Genomic DNA, 22477 nt, shown 5'->3' on the forward strand with positions numbered 1-22477 from the left:
GACGTCGAAGCATAGTTGCCTGACCTGAACAGGCGTGCAAAAGCCCGCTGCCCCGTTACCGGAGGTATCGGGCTTTTTGCTTGTGCAATCGTAGCCGGAAATATTTCATTAGGTAAGCGGCCTGATGTGGGTGTTCGGGGGTTAAATTTGGTCTTTCGGCCTGGTTTCACTACCGCCCCGCAGCCGGTACGTCTCACCGTGTTTTACGTCCTTATGCTACACAGTTTACAGTTTGCGGCCCTGCGCCGCGTGGTGCTTACCGCTGGGGTTTTGCTGGCTGGTCTGCTCAATTCCGCAGGTGCCGTTGCGCAAACGTTTGCAAAGGGTGCCGACACCGGCTGGTTGCAGCAGATGGAGGCCAACAACTACAAGTTCTACAACGAGCAGGGCGTGGAGCAGGATTGCTTTCGGATTCTGAAGGACAAGGGCATCAACTCCATCCGGCTGCGGGTGTGGGTGAACCCATCCATGAACGATTGGGTGAACGGGCATTGCAGCCCGGCCGAAGTAGTGCAGATGGCGACGCGGGCCAGCAACCTGGGCTTCCGCATCATGATTGACTTCCATTACAGCGACTCCTGGGCCGACCCGGGCAAGCAAACCAAGCCCGCCGCCTGGCAAAACCACTCGTTTCAGCAGCTCCAGCAGGATGTGTACGACCACACCGCCAGCGTGCTCACCAGCCTGAAAGCCAACGGTGTAACCCCGGAATGGGTGCAGGTGGGCAACGAAATTCCGGACGGGATGCTCTGGCCCGAAGGCCGCGCCGCCAATTTCGGCCAGCTCACCAAGCTCATCAACCAGGGCTACGACGCGGTGAAGGCCGTGAGCCCGACTACCAAAGTGGTTATTCACTTGGATAAGGGCAACGACAACGGCCGGTTCCGGTGGTTTTTCGACCAACTGACCGCCAACGGCGGCAAGTACGACGTCATCGGCATGTCGTATTACCCCTACTGGCTGAACCAGGACTACACCGCTTCCATCGGCAACCTGCGCAGCAACCTGCTGGACATGGCCAGCCGCTACGGCAAGGAAGTGGTGGTGGCCGAAGTGGGCGGCGACTGCGCCGCCGCTCCCCAGAACGTGTACGATATGCTGGTGGCCGTGCAGAGTGCCGTGGCCGCCGTACCCAATAACAAAGGGCTGGGCGTGTTCTACTGGGAGCCGCAGGGCTACCGCAGCTTCAGCGGCTACCAGCTCAGCGCCTGGGGCAACGACGGCAAACCAACCGTGGCCATGAACGCCTTCCTGGGCACGGGCACGGCCCCAGTGCCGGGCACCAACCCGCTCAGCAACCCCGGCTTCGAGGCCGACGGGGCCGCCACCCAAACGCCTGCCGGCTGGAGCAGCTGGGCCAGCACCCCCGCTAATTATGCCGCCGACAAAACCGAAACCGGCGGCCAGGCCGGCACTTACCGCCTCACCCACTGGCTGGGCTCGGCCTATCAGGTAAGCACCTACCAGCTTAAAACCGGCCTGCCCAACGGCACCTACACGCTCAAAGCCTGGGTGATGAACGGGGGCGGCCAGAACGCCTGCCAGCTGTACGCCAAAAACTACGGCGGCGCGGAGAAAAACGTAAACCTGCCCACCACCAGCACCTGGACGCAGGTGCAGCTGACCGGCATTCAGGTCACGAACGGGCAGTGCGAAGTGGGCCTGTGGTCGGATGCCAACGCAGGCAACTGGTGCAGCCTCGATAACGTGGAGCTGGTGGCCGCCACCGTTACCAGCACCGCGGCCAACGCCCGCGGCCCGGAGGTGGAGCTGTACCCCAACCCGGCTACCGACGTGCTGACCCTCGTTCGGCCCGCCGCCGCGCCGGCCGCCACCGTCAGGATTTATTCGCTCACGGGCCGGCTGGTGCTGTCCCAGCCGGTGCCCGGTGCCCGGCAGCAGGTGAACATTGGCGCCCTGGCTCCGGGCCTGTACCAGGTGCGCGTAGAAGCCGCCGGCTACACCACCACCCGCAAGCTGGTGAAGCAGTAGTCCGGCCAGCTGATTCTCCGTCAGCTACCAGACCCAAAACCTCCTTGCTGGTAGCGGCCAGGCCATTCTGCATGGTTTGGCTGCTACCAGCAAGGAGGTTTTATCGTTGAATACGGTGCCGCCGCCCGCGCCCGGGGCGTTTGCACGATTGACCAACGGCAGCCGTGGGGCGGTGTTTGAATTGTGTAAGTATTGGTTTGAATCGTGCTTTGCCAGGGGTGGCAGTAGTCAGACCTTTGTAGAGCAGCTACGTTTCCTGCTAACAGCCCTCTGAAAGCTGATGCACAGACCGATAAAGCCGGAGTATCCGGGGTTCTTCGGAAGATACCCCGGCGCTAAACGCGTACCGGCGGCCGGCGCACTCAGCGGTGTTTCACTCACTTTCGTATTACTACTCCTATGAAAAAGCGCACGTTAGGCAGCAGTGGCCTCGAAGTATCGGCCCTGGGACTGGGTTGCATGGGCATGAGCTTCGGGCTGGGCCCGGCCGCCGACACCCGGGAAATGGTGCAACTGATTCGGGCGGCCGTGGAGCGCGGCGTCACGTTCTTCGACACGGCAGAGGTGTACGGCCCGTTCACCAACGAGGTACTGGTGGGCGAGGCGCTTCGGCCGCTGCGTGAGCAGGTGGTTATTGCCACGAAATTCGGCTTCGACATCAACCAGGCCACCGGGCAGAACCTGGGCGGGCTCAACAGCCGACCCGGGCACATCCGGGCCGTGGCGGAGGCCTCGCTGAAGCGGCTGAAAACGGAACGGATCGACCTGTTCTACCAGCACCGCGTAGACCCCAGCGTGCCCATTGAGGACGTGGCCGGGGCCGTGAAAGACCTGATTCAGGAAGGCAAGGTGCTGCACTTCGGCCTCTCGGAAGCCGGCGTGGATGTCATCCGCCGGGCCCACGCCGTGCAGCCCGTAACCGCGCTGCAAAGCGAGTATTCGCTGTGGTGGCGGGAGCCGGAGCAGGAAATTCTGCCGGTGCTGGAGGAACTGGGCATCGGCTTCGTACCCTTCAGCCCCCTGGGCAAAGGCTTCCTGACCGGCAAAATCGACGAGAAAACCGAGTTTGACACGTCGGATTTCCGCAACACCGTGCCGCGCTTCAACCCCGAAAACCGCAAGGCCAATCAGGCGCTGGTAGACTTGCTGGGCCGCATTGCCCGGGAGCAGGACGCCACCCCGGCCCAGATTGCCCTGGCTTGGTTGCTGGCCCAGAAGCCCTGGATTGCGCCCATCCCCGGCACCACCAAACGGCCCCGCCTCGAAGAAAACCTGGCCGCCACTGACCTGGAGCTTTCCCCCGACACGCTGCGGGAGCTGGAGCAGGCCGCCGCCCGGATTGCCGTGCAGGGCGAGCGGTACGCCCCGGCTCAGCAACAGATGATAAACCGCTAATTGCTACTGTTTTGTCTGGCCGATTTTCACTTTCCGGCTTCTCAGGCCGCCTCTTGCCATGACCACTCCCTACGTAGACCCCTGCGCCGACACGAATATCAACGACCTGAAGCTGACGGGCTTCAAGGTGTACGAGGTGGGCGCGCCGGTTGGGCCGGCGCTGGTGTTCCGGCGGCGCGACTTTTACAAGGTGAGCTTACTGACGGGCCGGTGCACGATTTACTACGCCGATAAGGCCATTGAGTTGGATGGCACCTACCTGCTGTTCACCAACCCGCACATTCCCTACTCGTTTGAAAACCACGGCGAGCCGCATTCCGGCTACGCCTGCCTGTTCACGGAGGAGTTTGTGAAAGCCACCGACCGTTCGGAGAGTCTGCAACAGTCGCCGCTGTTCAAAATCGGGGGCACGCCTATTTTTCAGCTCAGCGAGGAGCAGGCGTCTTACATCAGCGGCATTTTCCGGAAGATGCTGGCCGAGCAAGGCACCGACTACCTGTTCCGGCACGATTTGATTCGCACCTACATTCAGCTGGTGATTCATGAGGCGTTGCGCATGCAGCCGGCTGAGAACTTCGTGAAGCACCAGAACGCCGCCGCGCGCATTACGGCCCTGTTTCTGGAGCTGCTGGAACGCCTGTTTCCGGTGGAAAGCCCCGAACAGGCCCTGCCCCTGAAAACCGCCCAGGACTTCGCCAACCGCCTGTCCATTCACGTCAACCACCTCAACCGGGCGGTGAAGGAAGTCACCGGCAAATCCACCACGGCCCACATTGCGGAGCGCGTGGTGGGCGAAGCCAAGGCCCTGCTGCACCACACCGACTGGGACGTGGCCGCCATCGGCTACGGGCTGGGCTTCGAGTACGCCTCCTACTTCAATAACTTCTTCAAGAAGCACACCGGCAGCACGCCCCTGGCCTTCCGGCGGGCAGTTTAGCGTTGCCGGCCACCGTTAGCCGCTCAGCCAACAGTGCACTCGCGCGCGGCTTCCTTCCACTTTCTGATACGCTCATGGAGCCCCAACCCAGAACCATTTTTGAGCGGGAGCTGGCCGGCGAGGTCATTTCCCTCGACGACCCGGAGTATCCGCAGATTTACGCCATCATCCGCAAGGCCATCCGTGTCACCTCGCAGCTGAATGCCATGCCAGTGGACGACAACGAGCAGGTAAACCGCGTGTTCAGCGAGCTGACCAACCAGCCCGTGGACGACACGTTTTTCCTGATTCCGCCCTTCTACACCGATTTTGGCCACAACATTCGCATCGGCCGGAACGTGTTTGTCAACCACGCCTGCACCTTCATGGACCGGGGCGGTATCACGCTGGAAGACGACGTGCTGGTGGGCCCCAAGGTGAACCTGATTACCACCAACCACCCCACGGAGCCCGGGCAGCGCCGCGCCACGTATTCGCGGCCCATCGTCCTGAAAAAAGGGGCCTGGATCGGGGCCAACGTAACGGTAATGCCCGGCGTCACCATCGAGGAAAACGCCATTGTGGGGGCCGGGGCCGTGGTGACCAAGGATGTGCCCGCCAACAGCATCGTGGCGGGCGTACCGGCCCGGGTGGTCAAGAATTTGTAGCGCCGCCCGGGCCTTCTTTCAGCACGGGCCGGCCTTTATGCTACCAGAGCTGGTTGCGGATAACCCGCAACGTCAACACCGAAAAAGACATCGTGACCTGGCTGAATCCCGTAACGGATAAAGAATACGGCAGCTACCGATAACCTCCGCGGCCGTCCCGTGTTTGGTTTAGCACCGCACACCAAGCCGGCGCACCTGTTTGCCTCGTTTGCGCAGGCAAGCCAGCGGGCCTCCGGCAAGCTGGCTTGCCTCCTACTCTCACTCCAATTCCCCCTTCTGACTATGGCCACCAACCCCGAGCCGGACGTGCCGGCCAACCACAACGAAGACCGCCGCACCTTTCTCAAGCAGTCGTCCTTGCTCACCGCAATGGCCCTGGTACCCGGCCCGGTTGTCTCGGCCGCTGAGGCCCGGCTGGATGAGCGGGTGGCCGAGTCCATTGAGAAGATTCCGCTGAGCCTGAAAGTCAACGGCAAAAAGCTGAAGCTGAAAGTGGAGCCCCGCACCACCCTGCTGGACTTGCTGCGCGAAAACCTGAACCTGACGGGCACCAAAAAAGGCTGCGACTACGGCCAGTGCGGGGCCTGCACCGTGCACGTAGACGGCCAGCGCGTGAACAGCTGCCTGAGCTTTGCCGTGATGCACGAGGGCCAGGAAATCACCACCATCGAGGGCCTGGCCGAGGGTGACAAGCTGCACCCCATGCAGGAGGCCTTCGTGAAGCACGACGGCTTTCAGTGCGGCTACTGCACCCCCGGCCAGATTATGTCGGCCGTGGCCTGCGTGCGCGAGGGCCATGCGGGTTCGGAAGGTGAAATCCGGGAGTACATGAGCGGCAATATCTGCCGCTGCGGGGCCTACACCAACATCGTGGCCGCCATTCAGGACGTGAAATCGGGAGGGCAAAAGGTATAGGTAATTCTGAATGATGAATGCTGAGTTATGAATTTGGGCATACTCTTTCTGCCTCTATTTTCATTCAGTCTATCAACTCAGCATTCCTAATTCCTAATTCAGCATTCAGACATATGAACCAGTTCCAGTACGTGCGCGCTACCAAGCCGCAGGCCGCCATCGACATCGTGGCCAAGGACGCCAACGCCCGCTTCATTGCCGGCGGTACCAACCTCGTGGACCTCATGAAGCGCGGCGTGATGGCCCCGCAAAAGCTGGTGGACATCAACCGCCTGGATTTCCGCAAAATTGAGCGCCAGGGCAACGGGCTGCGCATCGGGGCGCTGGCCCTGAACTCCACCGTAGCCGACGACAAGCAGGTGCGGGAGCGGCAGCCGCTGCTGGCGCAGGCCCTCAATGCCGGCGCTTCGCCCCAGCTGCGCAACATGGCCACCGTAGGCGGCAACATGCTCCAGCGCACCCGCTGCCCCTACTTTTACGATACGGCCCTGCCCTGCAATAAGCGTCAGCCCGGCTCCGGCTGCGGGGCGCTGGAGGGCGTGAACCGCGTGCACGCCATCTTCGGGTTCAGTGACAAGTGCATTGCCGTGCACCCCTCCGATATGAGCGTGGCCCTGGTAGCGCTGGATGCCACCGTGCAGGTAAGTGGCCCGAAAGGCAGCCGCAGCATCTCCTTCGCCGACTTCCACCGCCTGCCCGGCGACACCCCCGAAAAGGACACCAACCTGGAGCCCGGCGAGCTGATAACCGCCGTTGATATTCCCGACAACCCGTTTACCAGGCACGTACACTACCAGAAAGTGCGCGAGCGGGCCAGCTACGCCTTTGCTTTGCTCTCGGTAGCGGCGGCTCTGGATATCGACAACGGCACCATCAAAGCGGCGCGGCTGGCTATGGGCGGCGTGGCGCACAAGCCTTGGCGCCTCACGGCCGCCGAGCAGGTGCTGGTGGGCAAGCCCGCCACCGAGGAAATCTTCCGGGAGGCCGCCACCGTGGCCATGCAGGGGGCCAAAGCCTTCAAACACAATGAATACAAGCTCCGCCTGGGCCCCAACGCCATTGTGCAGGCCCTGAAAACGGCCGCCGCCGCCTAACCCCATCCAACGATGAACGCACCAGAAAAAAAAATCGGAGCGCCCATGAACCGGGTGGACGGCCGCCAGAAAGTAACCGGCGCGGCCAAATACTCGGCCGAATACGAGCTGCCGGGCATCACCTACGCCGTGCTGGTGGGCAGCACCGTAACCAAGGGACGCCTGAGCAGCATCGACACGAAAGCCGCCGAGCGGGCCCCGGGCGTGCTGGCCGTGGTAACGCACCTCAACGCGCCCAAGGCCCCCGGTGCCAAGCCGGCGGGCAAAGACCCCTCGCAGCCGCAAACGGTGGGCAGCGCCTTGCAGGTGCTCATGGACGATAAAATCCGCTTCAACGACCAGCCCATTGCCGTGGTGGTGGCCGATACGCTGGAGCGGGCCCGCTACGCGGCGCGGTTGGTAAAGGCCCAGTACGCCCCGGAAAAGCACCAGACCAACCTGGAGGCCAACAAAGCCAACGCCTTCCTGCCCACCCAGGCCAAAAAGAACCCGAAGTCGCCGGCCGCTGACTACCAGCGCGGTGAGGTGGACGCTTACAAAACCGGGGCACTGAAGCTGGAAGCCGAGTACGTGATACCCACCGAGGTGCACCACCCCATGGAGCTGCAAGCCATTACGGCCCACTGGGAAGCTCCCGACCGCCTCACGCTCTACGATAAAACCCAGGGCACCATGGCCACTCGCCGCGACTTCGCCCGGCAATGGGGCCTGCCCGAGGCGAATGTGAAAGTCATTGCCACCTACGTGGGTGGGGCTTTCGGCAACGCTTTGCACAGCTGGCCCCACGAGTCGGCGGCCATTATTGCGGCCAAGGTGGTGAACCGCCCTGTGAAGCTGATGCTGACCCGGGAGCAGATGTTTACCATGGTGGGCTACCGGCCTTACACCTGGCAGAAAATCGGGATGAGCGCCACTTCCGACGGCAAAATTACGGCCATCACCCACGAAAGCATCGGCCAGACTTCTACCTATGAGGAGTTCGTGGAAGCCACGCTGGGCCAGACCAAGATGATGTACCAGTCGCCGAACCTGACCACCCGCTACCGGCTGGCGGCCCTGGATGTGGGCTCCCCCATTTGGATGCGCGGCCCCGGCGAGGCCACCGGCGCGTTTGCTTTGGAGTCGGCTATGGACGAAATGGCTTTCCTGTTGAATATCGACCCGCTGGAATTCCGCCTGCGCAACTACACCGACCAGGACCCCGAGAAAAACCAGCCCTGGAGCAGCAAGTTCCTCAAGGAATGCTACCGGGCCGGGGCCGAGCGGGTGGGCTGGAACAGGCGCCAGCTCAAGCCCGGCTCCCTGCGCGACGGGGAGTGGCTCATCGGCTACGGCATGGGCGTGGGCACTTTCTGAGCGCACCGCGGCTCCTCCAAAGCCAGTGCTCAGCTGTTGCCCAACGGCACGGTGCTGCTGCAAAGCGCCGTCACGGACATCGGTCCTGGCACCGGCACGGCCATGACCCAGATTGCCGCCGATACGCTAGGGTTGGCTCCCGAGAAAATCCGCTTCGAATGGGGTAACTCCGACTTTGCCCAGGCACCCACCCAAGGCGGTTCGGCCATTGTGAATACCGTAGGCCCGGCCGTGCAGGAAGCCTGTATGGCCCTGAAAGACAAGCTGCGCGAGCTGGCGGCCACCGGCAACCCGGCCTTTGCCTCGGCCAAAAAGGAGGACGTACTATTCGCCGACAACCACCTCACGTTAGCCGGCAACCCCGGGGCCCGCGCGCCTTACGCCGACTTGGTGAAGCAGGCGGGCGGTACGGCCGTTACCGTGGAGTCCAAGCCCGGCGGCGAGGGGCCGAAGGTGTCGATGTACTCGTTTTCGGTGCATTTTGCCGAGGTGCGGGTGCACGAGCTGACCGGCGAAGTGCGGGTAAGCAAGCTCATTTCCTGCGCCGATGCGGGCACCATCATCAACGAGAAAACCGCCGGCAACCAAATGAAAGGTGGCGCGGTGGGCGGTATCGGCATGGCCCTGATGGAACACGCCATCATCGACGACCGGTTCGGCCGCTACGTCACTAAGGACCTGGCCGACTACCACGTGCCCGTGCATGCTGATTCCCCGGCCGTGGAGGTGTTTTTCGTGAACAAGCCCGACCCCTACGTCAACAAGCTGGGCACCAAGGGCATCGGCGAAATTGCCACCATCGGCGTAGCCCCGGCCATTGCCAACGCCGTGTTCAACGCCACCGGCAAGCGGGTGCGCGAGCTGCCCATCACCCCGGATAAGCTGGTGTAGGCAGGCTGCGTGAACAGCCGGTAAATAAGTCCGTCATGCAGAGGCGTAGCCGAAGCATTTCGCGTGCTGATGTCGTGATTAGCTCCACAACGTCAGCACGCGGGATGCTTCGGCGGCGTCTCTGCATGACGGATTTTTCATACATATGGTACACCGCGCGGGTGGCGCGGACTTTCTAACTTGCCGCTCCACCCAACTGTCCCACCGTGCCTGCTGTCGAAAACCGCCCCCAAACCTCCATTCTCATCATTTACACCGGCGGTACCGTCGGGATGGCCTATAACAAGCGCGGCGAGCTGGTGCCGATGAACTTCGAACAGATCCGAAAGAAGATGCCGGAGTTGCGCCAGCTGAACATGCAGGTGGACGTCACAAACCTCGGCGACCCCATCGACTCCAGCAACGTAACGGCCCAGGACTGGCTGCGGCTGGCTGCCCTTATCGAGGAAAAATACGCGCAGTACGACGGCTTCGTGGTGCTGCACGGCACCGATACCATGGCCTACTCGGCGGCGGCGCTCAGCTTTTTGCTCGAAAACCTGGGCAAAACGGTGGTATTTACCGGGGCGCAGGTGCCCGTGGGCCGCATCCGTACCGATGCCCGCCGCAACCTAGTAACGGCCCTGGAGCTGGCCGCCGCCCGCCACCCCGCCGGCACCGTGCGCGTGCCTGAGGTGTGCCTCTTCTTCAACGACCAGCTCATCCGGGGTAACCGGGCCAAAAAGGTAGAAAGCCAGCAGTACAACGCCTTCCGCAGTGAAAACTACCCGCCCCTGGCCGAAGCCGGCATCGAGCTGGAGTTCAATGATGAGCAAATCCGGCCGCTGCCGGCCGCGCCGCTTACAGTACATCAGCAGTTGGAGGAAAACGTAACCATCGTGCATCTATTTCCCGGCCTCACCGAGCCCATGCTGCGGGCCCAGCTGGAGGCCCCCGGCCTGCGCGGGGCCGTGCTGCTCACCTACGGGGCCGGCAACGCGCCCACGGCTCCCTGGTTTCTGGGGACGCTGCGCGCCGCTACTGGGCGGGGCGTGCTGCTCCTGAACGTGAGCCAGTGCGAGGAGGGCCGCGTGATGCAGGGCCGTTACGAAACCAGCGCCTACCTCACCGAAATGGGCGTAATTGGCGGAGCCGATATTACCGTGGAAGCCGCCATTGCCAAGCTCATGTTCGTGCTGAGCCTCAATGAGAAACCCGACCAGCTGCGCCACCTGCTGGCCCAGAACCTGCGCGGCGAAATCACAATAAACTAAGCAAAGAGCCGCAGCCGGCTTGCGTATCCCGAAAATCGGGTGTTATTTTGCGCCACCTAACCGCATCTTTGATGTACACCCAGAGAGGTGTCCGAGTGGTTGAAGGAGCACGCCTGGAAAGTGTGTATGGGTCTAAAGCTCATCGTGGGTTCGAATCCCATCCTCTCTGCTAAGAGCCCGTTTGCAAGCTGCAAACGGGCTTTTTGTTTGTTCAGAATATACGTAGAAGAACCAGAAATGTAGCCATCAGGCCGCAAATACCGTTGAAGGCCTACTATGAAACGACCCCACGTAATCTGCCACATGATGTCCACGGTGGACGGCAAAATTCTGGCCGCCAACTGGCAGGATGAGAGCCTGACCGACACCTATTCCGGCTACTTCGAGAAATACCACGACACCTTCACCAGCCAGGCCTGGATGTGCGGGCGCGTGACGATGGAGCGCGACTTTTCGGGCGGCGTGCAGCCCGACTTACAGCCCGCCCCCCACCCTATCGCCCGGAAACCGTTCATCGGCGACGCACAGGCCACCTCCTTCGCCATTGCCGTGGATGCGCACGGGAAGCTGGGCTGGGACGGTAATGCCACCGGCGGCGACCATATCGTGGAGGTACTTACCGAGCAGGTGAGCGACGAATATCTGCACTACCTGCAACGACAGGGCATTTCCTACCTGTTTGCGGGCGAGAAGGAAATCGACTTTGCCTCGGCGCTGGAGCAGTTGGCCCGGCTGTTTCCCATCGAAACGCTGATGCTGGAAGGCGGCGGCCACCTGAACGGCTCCCTGCTCAACGCCGGCCTGATTGACGAGCTGAGCCTGCTGGTGCTACCCATTGCCGACGGTACGCCTCATTCGCCCACCACTTTTGAGGTAAGCGACTATCTGCGCAAAGGCCCCGCCACGCGGCTGTATTTGCAGCAGGTGCAGCAACTGGATAACGATGTAGTGTGGTTGAAATACCGTTTTACAGCAGAATAGTCGCTTTTAGAACCTTCATTTCAAGCACAGCGAGGAATCTGGGTTAATCCTATTGAATGGAAAACCCAGATTCCTCGCTTTGCTCGGAATGACAAAAAGCAACGCGAAACCTACCCCAGCCGCCCGGCCTCCCCGAACAGCCCCAGCGTGTTGCGGGTGGTGGCCTGGGCTACTTCGGCCCCGGTTACGCCGAGAATTTCGGCTACGCGGTAGGCCACCAGCGGAATGTAGGCGGGCTCGTTGCGCTTGCCCCGGTGGGGCACGGGGGCCAGGTAGGGCGCATCGGTTTCCAGCAACAGGTGCTCCAGACCGATGCCCGGCAGCACTTTATCGAGGCCGCCGTTTTTGAAGGTGGCCACGCCGCCAATGCCCAGCTTGAAACCCAGCCGGATAACTTCCTCGGCTTCCTCGCGGGTGCCCGAGAAGCAGTGGAACACCCCGCGCAAGGAGCCATCCTGGGCGGCCGTGATGATGTCGGCGGCTTCACGGAAGGCCTCGCGGGTGTGCAGCACCAGGGGCAGGCTGTGTTTTTTGGCCAGGGCCACCTGAATGCGCAAAGATTCCTGCTGCTCGGCCAGCAGGGTTTTGTCCCAGTACAGATCAATGCCGCACTCCCCCACCGCCGCGAAGGGCCGATGGCTGAGCCAGGTTTCCACCTCGTACAGCTGCTTGTCAAATTGCCGGGTCACGTGGCAGGGGTGCAGGCCCATCTGGGCGAAGCATTGGTTGGGGTGGCGGGCCTCCACTTCCAGCATGGCATCAATGCTGTCGTGGTCGATGTTGGGCATGAAGATGGTTTCCACCCCGGCCTCGAAGGCCCGGAGCAGCATCTCATCCTGGTCGGGCCGGAGTTGCTCGGAGTAAACGTGCGCGTGCGAATCAGAAAACTGCATCCCGCAAAGGTAGGCGGGTGGGGAAGTTGTGAAAGGTGAAGTTAAGAAATGATGGAGCGGTCTGTAAAATGGAGAGTCGGTGTAAAACCTGTCATCCTGAGTGCAGCGAAGGACCTTACCACGTTAAAACAGCCTTTGTTCTAACGTGGCAAGGTCCTTCGCTGCACTCAGGATGACATACTAACCTAGCTTACTTACGCCGCCTACTTCACTCTTCACAACTTCACTCTTCACAACTTCACCGTAGCCGTCTGGCGGATGTCGCGGGAGGAACTGCCGACTTGCAGGGTGAATTGTCCGGGCTCCAGCACCCACTGTTTTTTGGTTTCACTGTAGAAGCGGAAGGCTTCGGGGCCGAGGTTCAGGGTTACGTTTTTGGATTCGCCGGGCTTGAGGAACACTTTCTCGAAGGCTTTCAGCTCCTTTTCGGGGCGCTTCACGCTGGCCTGGTCGTCGTGTACGTACAGCTGCACCACTTCGGCCCCGGCCGCTTTGCCAGTGTTGCGAATGGTAAGCGTGGCCGTGGCGTTCTGGCCGGACGATTTTACCGTGAGCTTACCGTACTCGAAGGTGGTGTAGCTCAGGCCGTGGCCGAAGGCGAATTGGGGAGCTACTTTGTAGGTATCGAAGTAGCGGTAGCCCACGAACACGTCCTCCTTGTACGTCTGCTTCAGGGGGTTGCCGGGGGTACTGGGGTATTCGCCCAGCTTGTGGGCCGGCGAGTCCTCCAGCTTTACGGGCCAGGTGAGGGGCAGCTTACCGGAGGGATTTATGCCGCCGAGCAGTACCTGCGCCAGGGCGTTGCCGCCTTCCATGCCGGGGTACCAGGCCTCCACGATTCCCTTGGCCTGCCCGGCCCACGCCGACACATCCACCACGCCCCCACCCATGAGCACTACCACAGTGTTGGGGTTAGCCGCCAGTACGGCCTTAATCAGCTCATCCTGGCCGAAGGGCAGCTTCATGTCGGGTTTGTCGTAGCCCTCGGCGTCGTAGGCGTTGTCGCTCCACACTTTGTAGTCATAGCCGTGGGTGGTACCGCCCACGAGGATAACCGTTTCGGCGGCTTTGGCGACGGCTACGGCCTCGGCAATCAGCTGCGGATCGGCCTGCTGGCCGCGGGCAATTTTGTAGCCGGGCGCGTAGGCAATTTTTGTACTGGCTCCCAGGGCTTTCTGGAGGCCAGCCAGGGGCGTAATCTCATATTTGGCCTTCACCTGCGAGCTGCCGCCGCCTAGAGAATTCTCGCGGGTGGCGTTGGCCCCGATAACGGCGTAGGACTTGCTGGCCTGGCGCAGGGGCAGCACGTTACCCTCGTTTTTAAGCAGCACAATGCCTTCCTCAGCTACTTTGCGGGCCGTGGCTTGGTGCTGGGGCGCATTGTAGGCGCCGGTCTGGCGCTTGGCCCCGTCCATCATATTGGTGCGGTACATCACCCGCAGAATCCGGCGCACTTTATCATCCAGCAGCGGCTCCAGGGTCTTGTCCTTTTTCACTGCCTCCAGCGCCGCCGTCCCGAAAAAGAACTTATCGTAGAGTGCGGGCGTGAGCTTGGGCATCCCGGCGCTGGCCGTCTGGTCGACGCTGTTGTACATCAGCGACAGGTCGGTGCCCATTTCCAGGTCGGTGCCGTTACGCAGGCCTTCCATTGTATTGTGCACCGAGCCCCAGTCACTGATTACCAGACCCTTGAATCCCCACTCACCTTTCAGCACGTCGTTCATCAGGTAGGCGTTGTGGGTAGCGTACTGGCCCCGGAACTTGTTGTAGGAGCCCATGAGCGAGTTCACCCCGCCTTCCTGCACGGCAGCCTGGAAGCCCGGCAGGTATATTTCGCGCAGGGCCCGCTCGCTCATCTCCACGTCGATGTCGTTGCGGTGCTCCTCCTGGTTGTTGGCCGCGTAGTGCTTCACGCAGGCCGATACGCCCTGGTCCTGCACGCCCCGAATGTAGCCCACCACCATCTTCGAAACGAGGTAAGGGTCTTCGCTCAGGTACTCGAAGTTGCGGCCGTTCAGGGGCGTGCGGATGATGTTGATGCCTGGGCCCAGGATGATGTCTTTGCCCCGGAAGTTGGCCTCCGCGCCCAGCACCGAACCAAACGCGTAGCCCAGCGCGGGGTTCCAGGTGGCGGCCAGCGTGTTGCCGGTGGGCAGGTAGGTACCCGAGTCGTTCACGCCCTCGTCCAGAGTCCAGTCGCGGCCGTGCTCGGGGCGTACGCCGTGGGGGCCGTCGGAGGTGGTTATTTCCGGGATGCCCAACCGCTTTACCCCGCCCGAGGTGAAGGAGGAATTGGCGTGGATCATGGCAATTTTTTCCTCCAGGGTCAGCTTCTTAAGGAGCTGATCAATCTTGACCTCATTGGCCAGAAGCAGCTGCTGGCGGTTGGCTGGTGTGGCGGTTGGGGAGCTTGTGGCGGAGGAAGGTTTCGTTTGGGCTGGAGCTAAAGGAGCCGCCGCGCAGAATACGGCCGCAGCCAGCAGCGCCGCCCGGCGGAAAGGAAAGCAGAACATAGCAGGGAATTAGGAAATGACGGGAACCGGCCGGATGTCGCCTGGGCACCGCTGCTGCCAGCGCAAATGCCGGGCACACAACTTAAGACGTCGCACTTGGCCGCCGGCCGGGTAATCAAATGTAGAACCGAAAACCGCCACAATCCAGCGTAAACCCCGTTTTCAACTTTCCCGCCCACCTACCCATGCCCGTTGCCAACCGCTTAGCGCACACGTAACCGCCCTGCCTCACGCAGCGCCGCAAGCTTCTGAATTCCCTGGCCTGCGGATAAAAAACAACCAAGTTTCTACCGATACTGTCGTCCCTTCCACTCGAAGCGCAGGGGTAGCAGCCGGAACAACCCGATTCCGAGGGTGAGCGTGAGCGTGTACAGCTCAAATAGAGGCAGCAGCTCCAGGGGCGGGCGGCGGTCCACTTGGCGGAAGCACTTGGCCGCCAGCCACCCCTGCACCGCCAGCTTAGCCACCCAAACGCCCAGTGCCACCGGCCAGCCCGCCACCACCCCCAGGCCCAGCAGTAGCAGATGAAAGGAACCGTACAGCGCCAGGCTCAGCTGCAACCACCAGGGCAACTGCTCTACCCCGCGCAGCCAGCGCCGCCGCTGGTGCAGCAGCCCGCCCCACGTATACATGGGCAGCGACTCGGCCAGTACCTCGGCCCGGAACAGGTTGCGGTAGCCAAAGCCGCAGCGCAGAATGGCCTGAAACAGCTCAAAGTCCTCGGTTACGGAAAACGGCAGCGCCTCATAGCCCCCGGTGGCCTCGTAGGCGGCGCGGGTCACTAGCATGTTGTTGCCCATAGCCGTTACGGGCCGGCCCAGGTCGGTCACCACCTGCACCAACCCCAACGACATCAGCCAATCAAGGCCCTGCAGGCGGTGGAATAGGCGGGGGCCGGTTACCAGCGTGAGGCCGGTTACGCTACCAATACCGGGCCCGGCGTGCGCCAGCAAACCGCTGAGCCAGGTGGGCGGCACGGCAATATCGGCGTCGGTAATGCAGAAATACTCAGTGGTGGCGGCACGAGCCAGGTGGGCCAGCACGTTAGCCTTGCCCCGGGCTTTACCCAACGTCTCGGTAATGGGCACCACCCGAAAGCTGCCCTCGTAGCCCTGCATGGCGGCGGCGGCCAGGGCGGCGGTGTTGTCCGTGGAGCCGTCGTCCCCAAGCAGTATTTCCACCAGCTCCGAGGGGTACTGCAACTCCCGGATGGCTTGCAGACACCGCCCGATGGCCGCTGCCTCGTTGCGGGCGGCAATGAGAATACTCACCCGGGGCAGCTCAGCGGGTAGCTTTTGCGGCCTGCTGTTGCGTCGCCCAAATAGAACCGTGGCTGTGAGCAGCAGCCCAAACCAGACCAGAAAATACAGCGCAAGGAAAATCAGCATGGTGCTCAAAGCTTCTCGAACCCGTAGCCAAGGGCGGCAAAATGCGCCAGGTAGCGGGGCAGCACATAGCGCAGGTTGCGGCTGGCTTTCAGGCTATCATGAAACACCACCACGGAGCCCGGCCGCGTAAGCCGGATAGCAGTAGCCAGGCACTGCTCGGGGGAGAAATCCGGGTCGTAGTCACAGGTCAGCACGTCCCACATGATGATCTGGTGGGTGTGGCGCAGCTGCCGGGCCAGGGCGCGGGTGATGCGGCCGTAGGGCGGGCGCAGCAGCGGCCGGGCCTCGGGCTGCAGCGGCTGTAACACCTCCTGGCAGCGCGCTACATCGGCCACATACGCCGCCCGTGAGTGGCTCCAGCCGCTGATATGGTGGTAGGTATGGTTGCCTAGGCGGTGGCCGGCGGCCAGTACCTGCCGGGCTACTTCGGGGTGTTTGCGCACATTATCCCCCACGCAGAAAAACGTGGCCTGCGCCCCATACCGCGCCAACTGCTCTAACACAAACGGCGTTTCCTCCGGAATGGGCCCATCATCGAAGGTCAGATAAAGCGTGGGCGGCAGGGTGGCGGGCATGGTCCAGAGGCAGTCCGGGAACAGGCGCTGCACCAGGCCGGGCATTCGGTGTAGGTGCATGTTGGTTGCTGGTTGTTAGTTGCTGGTTGTTAGTTGACGGTTGTTAGTTGACGGTTATCAGCAAACAAGGCAGCCGTCAAAGCGACCTGACAACTAACAACCAATAACTAACAACTACTCCGCGGCCCGCTCCACCTCGGCCCAGAGGCGGCGGGCACTTTCCGGCCAGGAAAACCGCTGCCCGTTGCGCCGGCCCTGCTCCGTAAGCTGCTGCCGGTACTCGGGCGATGCGTGCACCCGCTTGAGGCCCTCGGTGATGGAAGGCACTGAGAACGGATCAACCAGACAGGCCGCGCCGCCGGCTACTTCGGGTAGGGAGCTGCAGTTGGAGGTAATCACCGGCGAATCACAGGCCTGGGCCTCGATAACGGGAATACCGAAGCCTTCGAAGTAGGGTACGTAGCAGGTAGATAGGGCGGCAGCGTAGAGCTCCACCAGTTCGGCATCCGTCACGCGGCCGGTCAGGTGTACATCGTGGTGGTGCTGGAGCTGCTGGTACACCTCGAAGATGGGGCCCGCTTTCCAGGCAGTACGGCCCACTATCAATAGCTTGGTGGTGGCGCCGGTGGCCATTTTGAAGGCATCGAAGGCCCGTAGCAGGTTCACCAGATTTTTGCGCGGCTGCAGAGCGCCCACGAACAGGAAGTAGTCCTTGCCGGCCGCGTACCGCTCCCGGGTTGCCTGCTGCACCGCCACCGGCTGGGGGCGGAAGTGCGCATCGGCTGCGTTGTAGACCACGCTGATCTTGCTTTCCGCAATACCATACGTGCGCACAATATCCTGCTTCGTAGCTTCCGACACGGCCACCAGCCGCTCGGAGGCACGGGCAAACCTCGGGGTAAAATACCGGTAGTAGCGCAGCACTAGCTTGTTTACATCCTGAGGAAAATGCTCAAAGGCTAAATCGTGGAGCACGGTTACCCGGGGCACTCTGGTGCGCAGGGTGGTGAAGCCGTCGGGGCTGAGAAATACGGCCGGGCGGTGCTTACGCAGCCATTGGGCCACAGCGCCCTCAAACCAGGCTACCCACAGCAGCGGGTGCCGGGCCGGGGGCCGCAGTACGTGCGGCACCACGTTCGGAGCCAGCAGGTAGCGCGCATCGAAGGCCCTGTCGAAGAGGAAGTGAAACGTATGCTCCGGCTGCTGTTGCACCATGTGGCGCAGGGTTTCCAGCGTAAACCGCCCGATTCCCTCTAACTTGTCGCCGGGCAGCAGAAAGCGGACGTTGACGGCTATGTGCAATGAGGCAAGAGTGAAGTTGTGAATTGTGGAGTTGTGAAGCCCGGCGCGAAAATCAGGCGGCGGGCTGCTTTCTGGTTCGCAGAGCTTTCAACTCATCCACTCGCACGATGCCCAGCCCAAATATCAGCGCCAGCAGCCAGATGCCCGCTACGGCCGTTTCCAGCCACCAGGGCAAGTGCGCGTAGGTTTGCAGCAGGTACCAGCCCCCGCACAGGCCCGCAAAGGCCACGGCCAGCTTGCTCAGCGCCGCCAGTGGCAGTTGCACGCCCGTGCGCCGGGGCACCAGCCACACGTAGCCCACGGACACCAGCACGGCACATAATAAGGTATTGAAGGCCCCAGCCAGCGCCCCGTAGCGCGGCATCAGCAGGAAGTTGAGGCCGGTATTGAGCACGATGCTGCCGGTAACCAACCAGGAAACCGGCTTTTCGTGGTCGGTGCTGGTGAGCAGGGTGCTGTAAATGGCGAAGAAGGCGTGCACCAGCACGTTCAGAAACAGCACCTGCAAGCACTGCGTCATGCGCAGCAGCTCGGCCGGGGAGCTGTGCTTGAACTGAAAAAACAGCAGCTCCCCCCGAAACAGCCCGAAGCCCACCACCAGCAGCAAGGGCACCGTCACCACCCGCTGCCCGAACCACAGCAGCTCCTGCTGCTCCTGGCGGCGGCCGGTGGCGTGGGCGAAACGGGCAAAAAACAGCGGCAGTACCGTCCAGAGGTACATCATCACGGCATCAACCCAGCGGTAGGCGGCGGCGTAGTAGCTGGCCTCCCGGGCCGATACCAGCCGCTCCAGCATCAGCATGTCAATCCGCTCGTTGAGGCCGTACACCAGGGTAATAAAGGCCAGCGGCAAGCTATCCAGCAGCACCTGCCGGGCCTGGCTCCAGCGGGGCCGCAGGGCCACGCGCCCGTATAGCCGCCGGATCAGGCCGGCCAGCAGCAGAAACGTGAACAGCACGGCCACCGTGCGGGCGCCCACAAACCCGTCCATACTCAGGCCCAGCGGCAGCAGCGCCAGCACCAGGCCCAGCAGCAGCAGCCGCTCCAGCACCGACAGCACGGCATCGGCGGTGAAGCGCTGGTGCGCTTGCAGCACCCCGCGCAGAAACAGCGTGTACTGGGTGAGCAGCAGGCCCGCCGCCGTAATGGCCAGCAGCAGTAGCCAGTGCCCCCGGTAGCCCAGCACCCAGCCCACGGCCACCGTCAGCACCAAAAACCCCACGCCCAACCCGGCCCGCAACGGCAGCAGAGTCGGGAAAAAGTCGGTAAAGAAGCTGGGGGCGGCAGCCAGGCGCTTGGTAGTGAGCTGCGTAGTGCCCAGATCAGAAATGCCGGCCATGATGGCGGCCAGCGTGAGCAGGGCCGTGAAGGTGCCGAACTGCTCGTGCCCGATGCGGTCCTGCACCACGTTTTCCAGCACCACCCAGCCCGGCTTCACCAGCAGGTTCAGCAGCACGACAAAGCTGATATTTCCGAGGAAGCGTTTGATGCGAGCAGAAGGTTTAGTCAGGATTCAGATGCCAAAGCGGACCGGCCGGGGGTTGCCAGCCAACGGCAGAAGCGCAAAACTACGGAAAAGCCCGTGGGCAAAGTGACCTTCGCACTCATCGTTTGAGGGGCTTTTTCCTCTATATTTGCCTGCCGCCGACGGCCGGGCTTTCCACTTTTCGGTCGTGCGGCCTTATTTTTCACATGTCGGAGTCGTCGTATTCTCTCCTGGGTCTCTGGCCCATTATTAACCGTTGGAAGAAGCTGGTGGGTGTGGCGCTGCTGCTGGCGCTGGTGGGTAGCGTGCTGGTGGCCCTGCTGCTGCCAAACGTGTACAAGTCAACCGCCGTTTTCTTTCCTACCAATCCTCAAACCACTGACCCCGACCGCATTGCCACCGAAGGCAGCAAGCTGGAGCTGGGCGGCCGTACCGAGGATCTGGACCGGGTGATTACCATTGGCGAGTCGCAGCCGGTGGCGGAGTTGGTTATCAAACGCTTCAACCTGCACCAGCACTACCAAACCGGCGCGGCCGGCGACGATGCCGCCGATGATGCCGCCCTGCGCGAGTTCAGCTCCAACCTGAGCATCGTGCACAATGAGCGGGACGCTATTGAGCTGACTTTCCTCGATAAGGACAAAAATCTGGCCGCCCAGATTGCCAACGCCCTGGTGCAGGTAATTGACTCGGTAAACCAGCAGCTGACCTTAGAAAACCGCCGTAATGTGCTGGGCCTGTACAGCCAGCGGTTTCAGTTTCTGAACAAGGAGTTTGAAACTTCCCGCCAGAAGCTGATTCAGGCCCGCCGCCGCTACGGCATTTATGGGCTGGAGCAACAGTCGCGCTACCTGGCCCGGGAAATTATTGAGGTAGAATCGAAGCTGCGGCAGGCTGAAGGCGAAGGCAACAGCAACGAGGCCGCCGGGTTGCGCCGGGCGCTGCGGGGCCTCACCAAAGCCGAGGGCGGCAACGTCATCAACCTGGAAGACTACACCCAGGGCGTGGACTCGCTTAACCTGTTTACGGCCCGCATGACCGATTTGCAGGAGCGGCTGGTAAAGGCCCGGGGCGAATACGAAACCGCCGACGTGGCGTTGAAAGGCAAGCTTTCCTCCCTGTACGTGGTGCAGAAAGCCTATCCGGCCACCAAGAAAAGCAAGCCCATCCGCTGGCTGATTGTAGTGGGCTCGGTGTTCCTGACCCTGGCTTTTTCGGTGGTGGTAATTACCCTGCTGGAGCTGTGGCGGCGCACGGCCGGCCGGCCTGGCTACTCGCCCGCCCAGTGAACCAGCGGCTGGCTTCCCTCCTGCCCCAAGACCCTGCCCAGCGCCTGTTTCTGGGGCTGGTAGTGATGTTGCTAACGGGTGGCGCTACGGCCCTGCTGCTGGAAACGCCCCTGGCCCTGGTGCCGGCCGCCCTGGCCGTGGGCCTGCTGATGGTACTTACGGAGTGGCGGACACTCTATTACCTACTATTCCTGACGCTGGCGTTTTCCCGGGAGATGCCCCTGCCCGGTGGCCTGAGTATGGATGTACCCTCGGAGCCGCTGCTGCTGGTGCTTACCGGCTGCGTACTGGCTACCTTGCTGATGCGCCGCGACAACCTGCCGCGCCGGGAGCTGGGCCACCCGTTGGTTATCATCCTGCTGCTGATGCTATTCTGGTCGGTGGTGTCCACCATGTTTTCAGTGGACACTACCAAGTCGGTGAAGTATCTGCTGGCCAAAACCTGGTATCTGGTGCCGTTTGGCCTAGGCACCCTGCTACTGGTGCGCCGTCCCGCCGACGTATGGCGCTTGGCAGGCCTGTACGCCATCGGTGCCTGCCTCACCGTGCTGATTACGGCCGCCAAGCACGCGGCCCACGGCTTCAGCTTTGAGGCCATCAACGAAGCCGTGCACCCGTTTTACCGCAACCACGTTATTTACGCCACGGTGCTGGCCCTGTTACTGCCGTTTGCGCTCTACAGTATCCGCAGCACCCGGGGGGCCGAAAAAACGGCCTGGTGGGTGGCCTTGTGCATTCTGCTTTTTGGGTTGATTACCTCCTACACCCGCGCCTCGGTGCTGTCGTTGCCGGTGGCGGGGCTGTTTTACTACGTGGTGCGCCTGCGCCAGACGCGCCTTGTGCTGCTGGGTGCGTTGGTTGCGGTGCTGGCTGGATCTACCTACTTCCTGAGCCAGAACAACTACATGCTGTACGCCCCCAACTTCGAGAAAACCGTGTTCAACGGGGAAAATTTTGAGAAGCACCTCGAGGCCACCTATAAGCTGCAGGATGTGTCGGGGATGGAGCGGGTATACCGCTGGGTGGCCGCGGGCCGCATGGCGGCGGCCAAGCCCCTGGTGGGCAGCGGCCCCAGCACCTTCTACCCCGAGTACAAGCGCTACACGGTGCGCAGCTTCCGCACCTACGTGAGCGAAAACCCCGAAAAATCGACCACCCACAACTATTTCCTGTTGGTGCTGGCCGAGCAGGGCTTCCCGGGCGTGGTGCTGTTTATGGTGCTGCTGGGAGCCGCCCTCATCACCATCGAAACGCTTTACCACCGCACCCAACCGGGCACGCAGCCGCGCTACGTGCTGCTGGCCTGTGGCCTGAGCTTTGTTATCATCGTGTTTCACCTATTGCTCAATGAGCTGGTGGAAGTCGATAAAATCGGCTCCTTCTTCTTCATCAACCTGTTCATGCTCATCCGCGTGGGCAGTTGGGCGAAAGGTGAAGTTGTGAAATGGTGAAGTTGTGAGGCATGTGAGGCATGTGACGCATTGAGCCAGTAACCAAAGCAATCCATCCTTTTCAGCTGCTCAAAGTCCTGTAAACCGAAAGCCCCCACCGTCTGGTTCTGACGTGGGGG

17 protein-coding genes, 1 tRNA gene and 1 pseudogene are annotated in these 22477 nt (G+C 61.9%); 13 read left to right on the plus strand and 6 right to left on the minus strand.

Features of this window, described 5'->3' with window-relative positions; genetic code table 11:
• The first annotated feature begins 213 nt into the window (after window positions 1-213).
• The 11 genes and pseudogenes from ROI90_RS14335 (at window position 214) to ROI90_RS14385 (ending at window position 11461) form a co-directional block, all read left to right on the plus strand.
• The gene (locus ROI90_RS14335) at window positions 214-1992 is read left to right on the plus strand and encodes a glycosyl hydrolase 53 family protein (protein WP_315999042.1); all 1779 of its coding nucleotides are present in this window, start codon (window positions 214-216) and stop codon (window positions 1990-1992) included.
• Between the two features lie 399 nt (window positions 1993-2391).
• Window positions 2392-3387 carry an aldo/keto reductase gene (locus tag ROI90_RS14340; protein WP_315999043.1) on the plus strand — a complete coding sequence of 332 codons (996 nt, stop codon included), beginning with the start codon at window positions 2392-2394 and terminating at the stop codon, window positions 3385-3387.
• Window positions 3388-3445: 58 nt separating this feature from the next.
• A complete protein-coding gene (locus ROI90_RS14345) occupies window positions 3446-4324 on the plus strand; it encodes a helix-turn-helix domain-containing protein (RefSeq protein WP_315999044.1) in 879 nt (292 codons plus the stop codon).
• 74 nt (window positions 4325-4398) lie between these two features.
• A complete protein-coding gene (locus ROI90_RS14350; RefSeq protein WP_315999045.1) occupies window positions 4399-4971 on the plus strand; it encodes a sugar O-acetyltransferase in 573 nt (190 codons plus the stop codon).
• Between the two features lie 282 nt (window positions 4972-5253).
• Entirely contained in the window at window positions 5254-5886 is a 633-nt protein-coding gene (locus ROI90_RS14355; protein ID WP_315999046.1) for a (2Fe-2S)-binding protein, read from the plus strand.
• Between the two features lie 113 nt (window positions 5887-5999).
• Window positions 6000-6980 (plus strand): FAD binding domain-containing protein, encoded by a 981-nt coding sequence (locus ROI90_RS14360; protein WP_315999047.1) that lies wholly within the window; start codon window positions 6000-6002, stop codon window positions 6978-6980.
• A gap of 12 nt (window positions 6981-6992) precedes the next feature.
• On the plus strand, window positions 6993-8336 hold the full coding sequence (locus ROI90_RS14365) for a xanthine dehydrogenase family protein molybdopterin-binding subunit (RefSeq protein ID WP_315999048.1): 1344 nt from the start codon (window positions 6993-6995) through the stop codon (window positions 8334-8336).
• Between the two features lie 24 nt (window positions 8337-8360).
• Window positions 8361-9227 (plus strand): annotated as a pseudogene (locus ROI90_RS14370) (xanthine dehydrogenase family protein molybdopterin-binding subunit); the annotation flags it as partial.
• A gap of 206 nt (window positions 9228-9433) precedes the next feature.
• The gene (locus ROI90_RS14375) at window positions 9434-10480 is read left to right on the plus strand and encodes a type I asparaginase (protein WP_315999049.1); all 1047 of its coding nucleotides are present in this window, start codon (window positions 9434-9436) and stop codon (window positions 10478-10480) included.
• 81 nt (window positions 10481-10561) lie between these two features.
• Window positions 10562-10649, plus strand: a tRNA-Ser gene (locus tag ROI90_RS14380).
• A gap of 107 nt (window positions 10650-10756) precedes the next feature.
• Window positions 10757-11461 carry a RibD family protein gene (locus ROI90_RS14385; protein WP_315999050.1) on the plus strand — a complete coding sequence of 235 codons (705 nt, stop codon included), beginning with the start codon at window positions 10757-10759 and terminating at the stop codon, window positions 11459-11461.
• A 110-nt stretch (window positions 11462-11571) separates the two neighbouring features.
• Here the strand turns inward: ROI90_RS14385 and ROI90_RS14390 are convergent, their stop codons facing one another.
• The 6 genes from ROI90_RS14390 to ROI90_RS14415 form a co-directional block, all read right to left on the minus strand.
• The gene (locus tag ROI90_RS14390; protein ID WP_315999051.1) at window positions 11572-12354 is read right to left on the minus strand and encodes a TatD family hydrolase; all 783 of its coding nucleotides are present in this window, start codon (window positions 12352-12354) and stop codon (window positions 11572-11574) included.
• Between the two features lie 230 nt (window positions 12355-12584).
• Complete coding sequence (locus ROI90_RS14395; protein WP_315999052.1) at window positions 12585-14867, minus strand: glycoside hydrolase family 3 C-terminal domain-containing protein; 2283 nt, start codon at window positions 14865-14867, stop codon at window positions 12585-12587.
• Between the two features lie 287 nt (window positions 14868-15154).
• Complete coding sequence (locus ROI90_RS14400) at window positions 15155-16255, minus strand: glycosyltransferase (protein WP_315999053.1); 1101 nt, start codon at window positions 16253-16255, stop codon at window positions 15155-15157.
• A 5-nt stretch (window positions 16256-16260) separates the two neighbouring features.
• Window positions 16261-16890: a polysaccharide deacetylase family protein gene (locus ROI90_RS14405; protein ID WP_315999054.1), complete on the minus strand. Its 630-nt coding sequence runs from the start codon at window positions 16888-16890 to the stop codon at window positions 16261-16263.
• Window positions 16891-17004: 114 nt separating this feature from the next.
• Entirely contained in the window at window positions 17005-18132 is a 1128-nt protein-coding gene (locus ROI90_RS14410; protein ID WP_315999055.1) for a glycosyltransferase family 4 protein, read from the minus strand.
• 52 nt (window positions 18133-18184) lie between these two features.
• A complete protein-coding gene (locus ROI90_RS14415; protein WP_315999098.1) occupies window positions 18185-19645 on the minus strand; it encodes an oligosaccharide flippase family protein in 1461 nt (486 codons plus the stop codon).
• Window positions 19646-19824: 179 nt separating this feature from the next.
• On the opposite strand from ROI90_RS14415, the gene ROI90_RS14420 reads away from it, so the two are divergent.
• Together ROI90_RS14420 and ROI90_RS14425 are read left to right on the plus strand one after the other, a co-directional pair.
• Window positions 19825-20907, plus strand: a complete 1083-nt coding sequence (locus tag ROI90_RS14420; protein WP_315999056.1) for a GumC domain-containing protein — start codon at window positions 19825-19827, stop codon at window positions 20905-20907.
• The gene (locus ROI90_RS14425; RefSeq protein WP_315999057.1) at window positions 20904-22358 is read left to right on the plus strand and encodes an O-antigen ligase family protein; all 1455 of its coding nucleotides are present in this window, start codon (window positions 20904-20906) and stop codon (window positions 22356-22358) included. The genes ROI90_RS14420 and ROI90_RS14425 overlap by 4 nt, the downstream gene beginning before the upstream one ends.
• Window positions 22359-22477 lie beyond the last annotated feature (119 nt).

It is taken from the genome of Hymenobacter endophyticus, from assembly GCF_032464715.1.
Taxonomy (GTDB): Bacteria; Bacteroidota; Bacteroidia; order Cytophagales; family Hymenobacteraceae; genus Hymenobacter; species Hymenobacter endophyticus.

What these genes read in the sequence shown, in the direction of transcription:
- ROI90_RS14335 (WP_315999042.1), top strand. Translation starts at nt 214, where the DNA reads ATGCTACACAGTTTACAGTTTGCGGCCCTGCGCCGCGTGGTGCTTACC.
- ROI90_RS14340 (WP_315999043.1), top strand. Translation starts at nt 2,392, where the DNA reads ATGAAAAAGCGCACGTTAGGCAGCAGTGGCCTCGAAGTATCGGCCCTG.
- ROI90_RS14345 (WP_315999044.1), top strand. Translation starts at nt 3,446, where the DNA reads ATGACCACTCCCTACGTAGACCCCTGCGCCGACACGAATATCAACGAC.
- ROI90_RS14350 (WP_315999045.1), top strand. Translation starts at nt 4,399, where the DNA reads ATGGAGCCCCAACCCAGAACCATTTTTGAGCGGGAGCTGGCCGGCGAG.
- ROI90_RS14355 (WP_315999046.1), top strand. Translation starts at nt 5,254, where the DNA reads ATGGCCACCAACCCCGAGCCGGACGTGCCGGCCAACCACAACGAAGAC.
- ROI90_RS14360 (WP_315999047.1), top strand. Translation starts at nt 6,000, where the DNA reads ATGAACCAGTTCCAGTACGTGCGCGCTACCAAGCCGCAGGCCGCCATC.
- ROI90_RS14365 (WP_315999048.1), top strand. Translation starts at nt 6,993, where the DNA reads ATGAACGCACCAGAAAAAAAAATCGGAGCGCCCATGAACCGGGTGGAC.
- ROI90_RS14385 (WP_315999050.1), top strand. Translation starts at nt 10,757, where the DNA reads ATGAAACGACCCCACGTAATCTGCCACATGATGTCCACGGTGGACGGC.
- ROI90_RS14390 (WP_315999051.1), bottom strand. Translation starts at nt 12,354, where the DNA reads ATGCAGTTTTCTGATTCGCACGCGCACGTTTACTCCGAGCAACTCCGG.
- ROI90_RS14395 (WP_315999052.1), bottom strand. Translation starts at nt 14,867, where the DNA reads ATGTTCTGCTTTCCTTTCCGCCGGGCGGCGCTGCTGGCTGCGGCCGTA.
- ROI90_RS14400 (WP_315999053.1), bottom strand. Translation starts at nt 16,255, where the DNA reads ATGCTGATTTTCCTTGCGCTGTATTTTCTGGTCTGGTTTGGGCTGCTG.
- ROI90_RS14405 (WP_315999054.1), bottom strand. Translation starts at nt 16,890, where the DNA reads ATGCACCTACACCGAATGCCCGGCCTGGTGCAGCGCCTGTTCCCGGAC.
- ROI90_RS14420 (WP_315999056.1), top strand. Translation starts at nt 19,825, where the DNA reads ATGTCGGAGTCGTCGTATTCTCTCCTGGGTCTCTGGCCCATTATTAAC.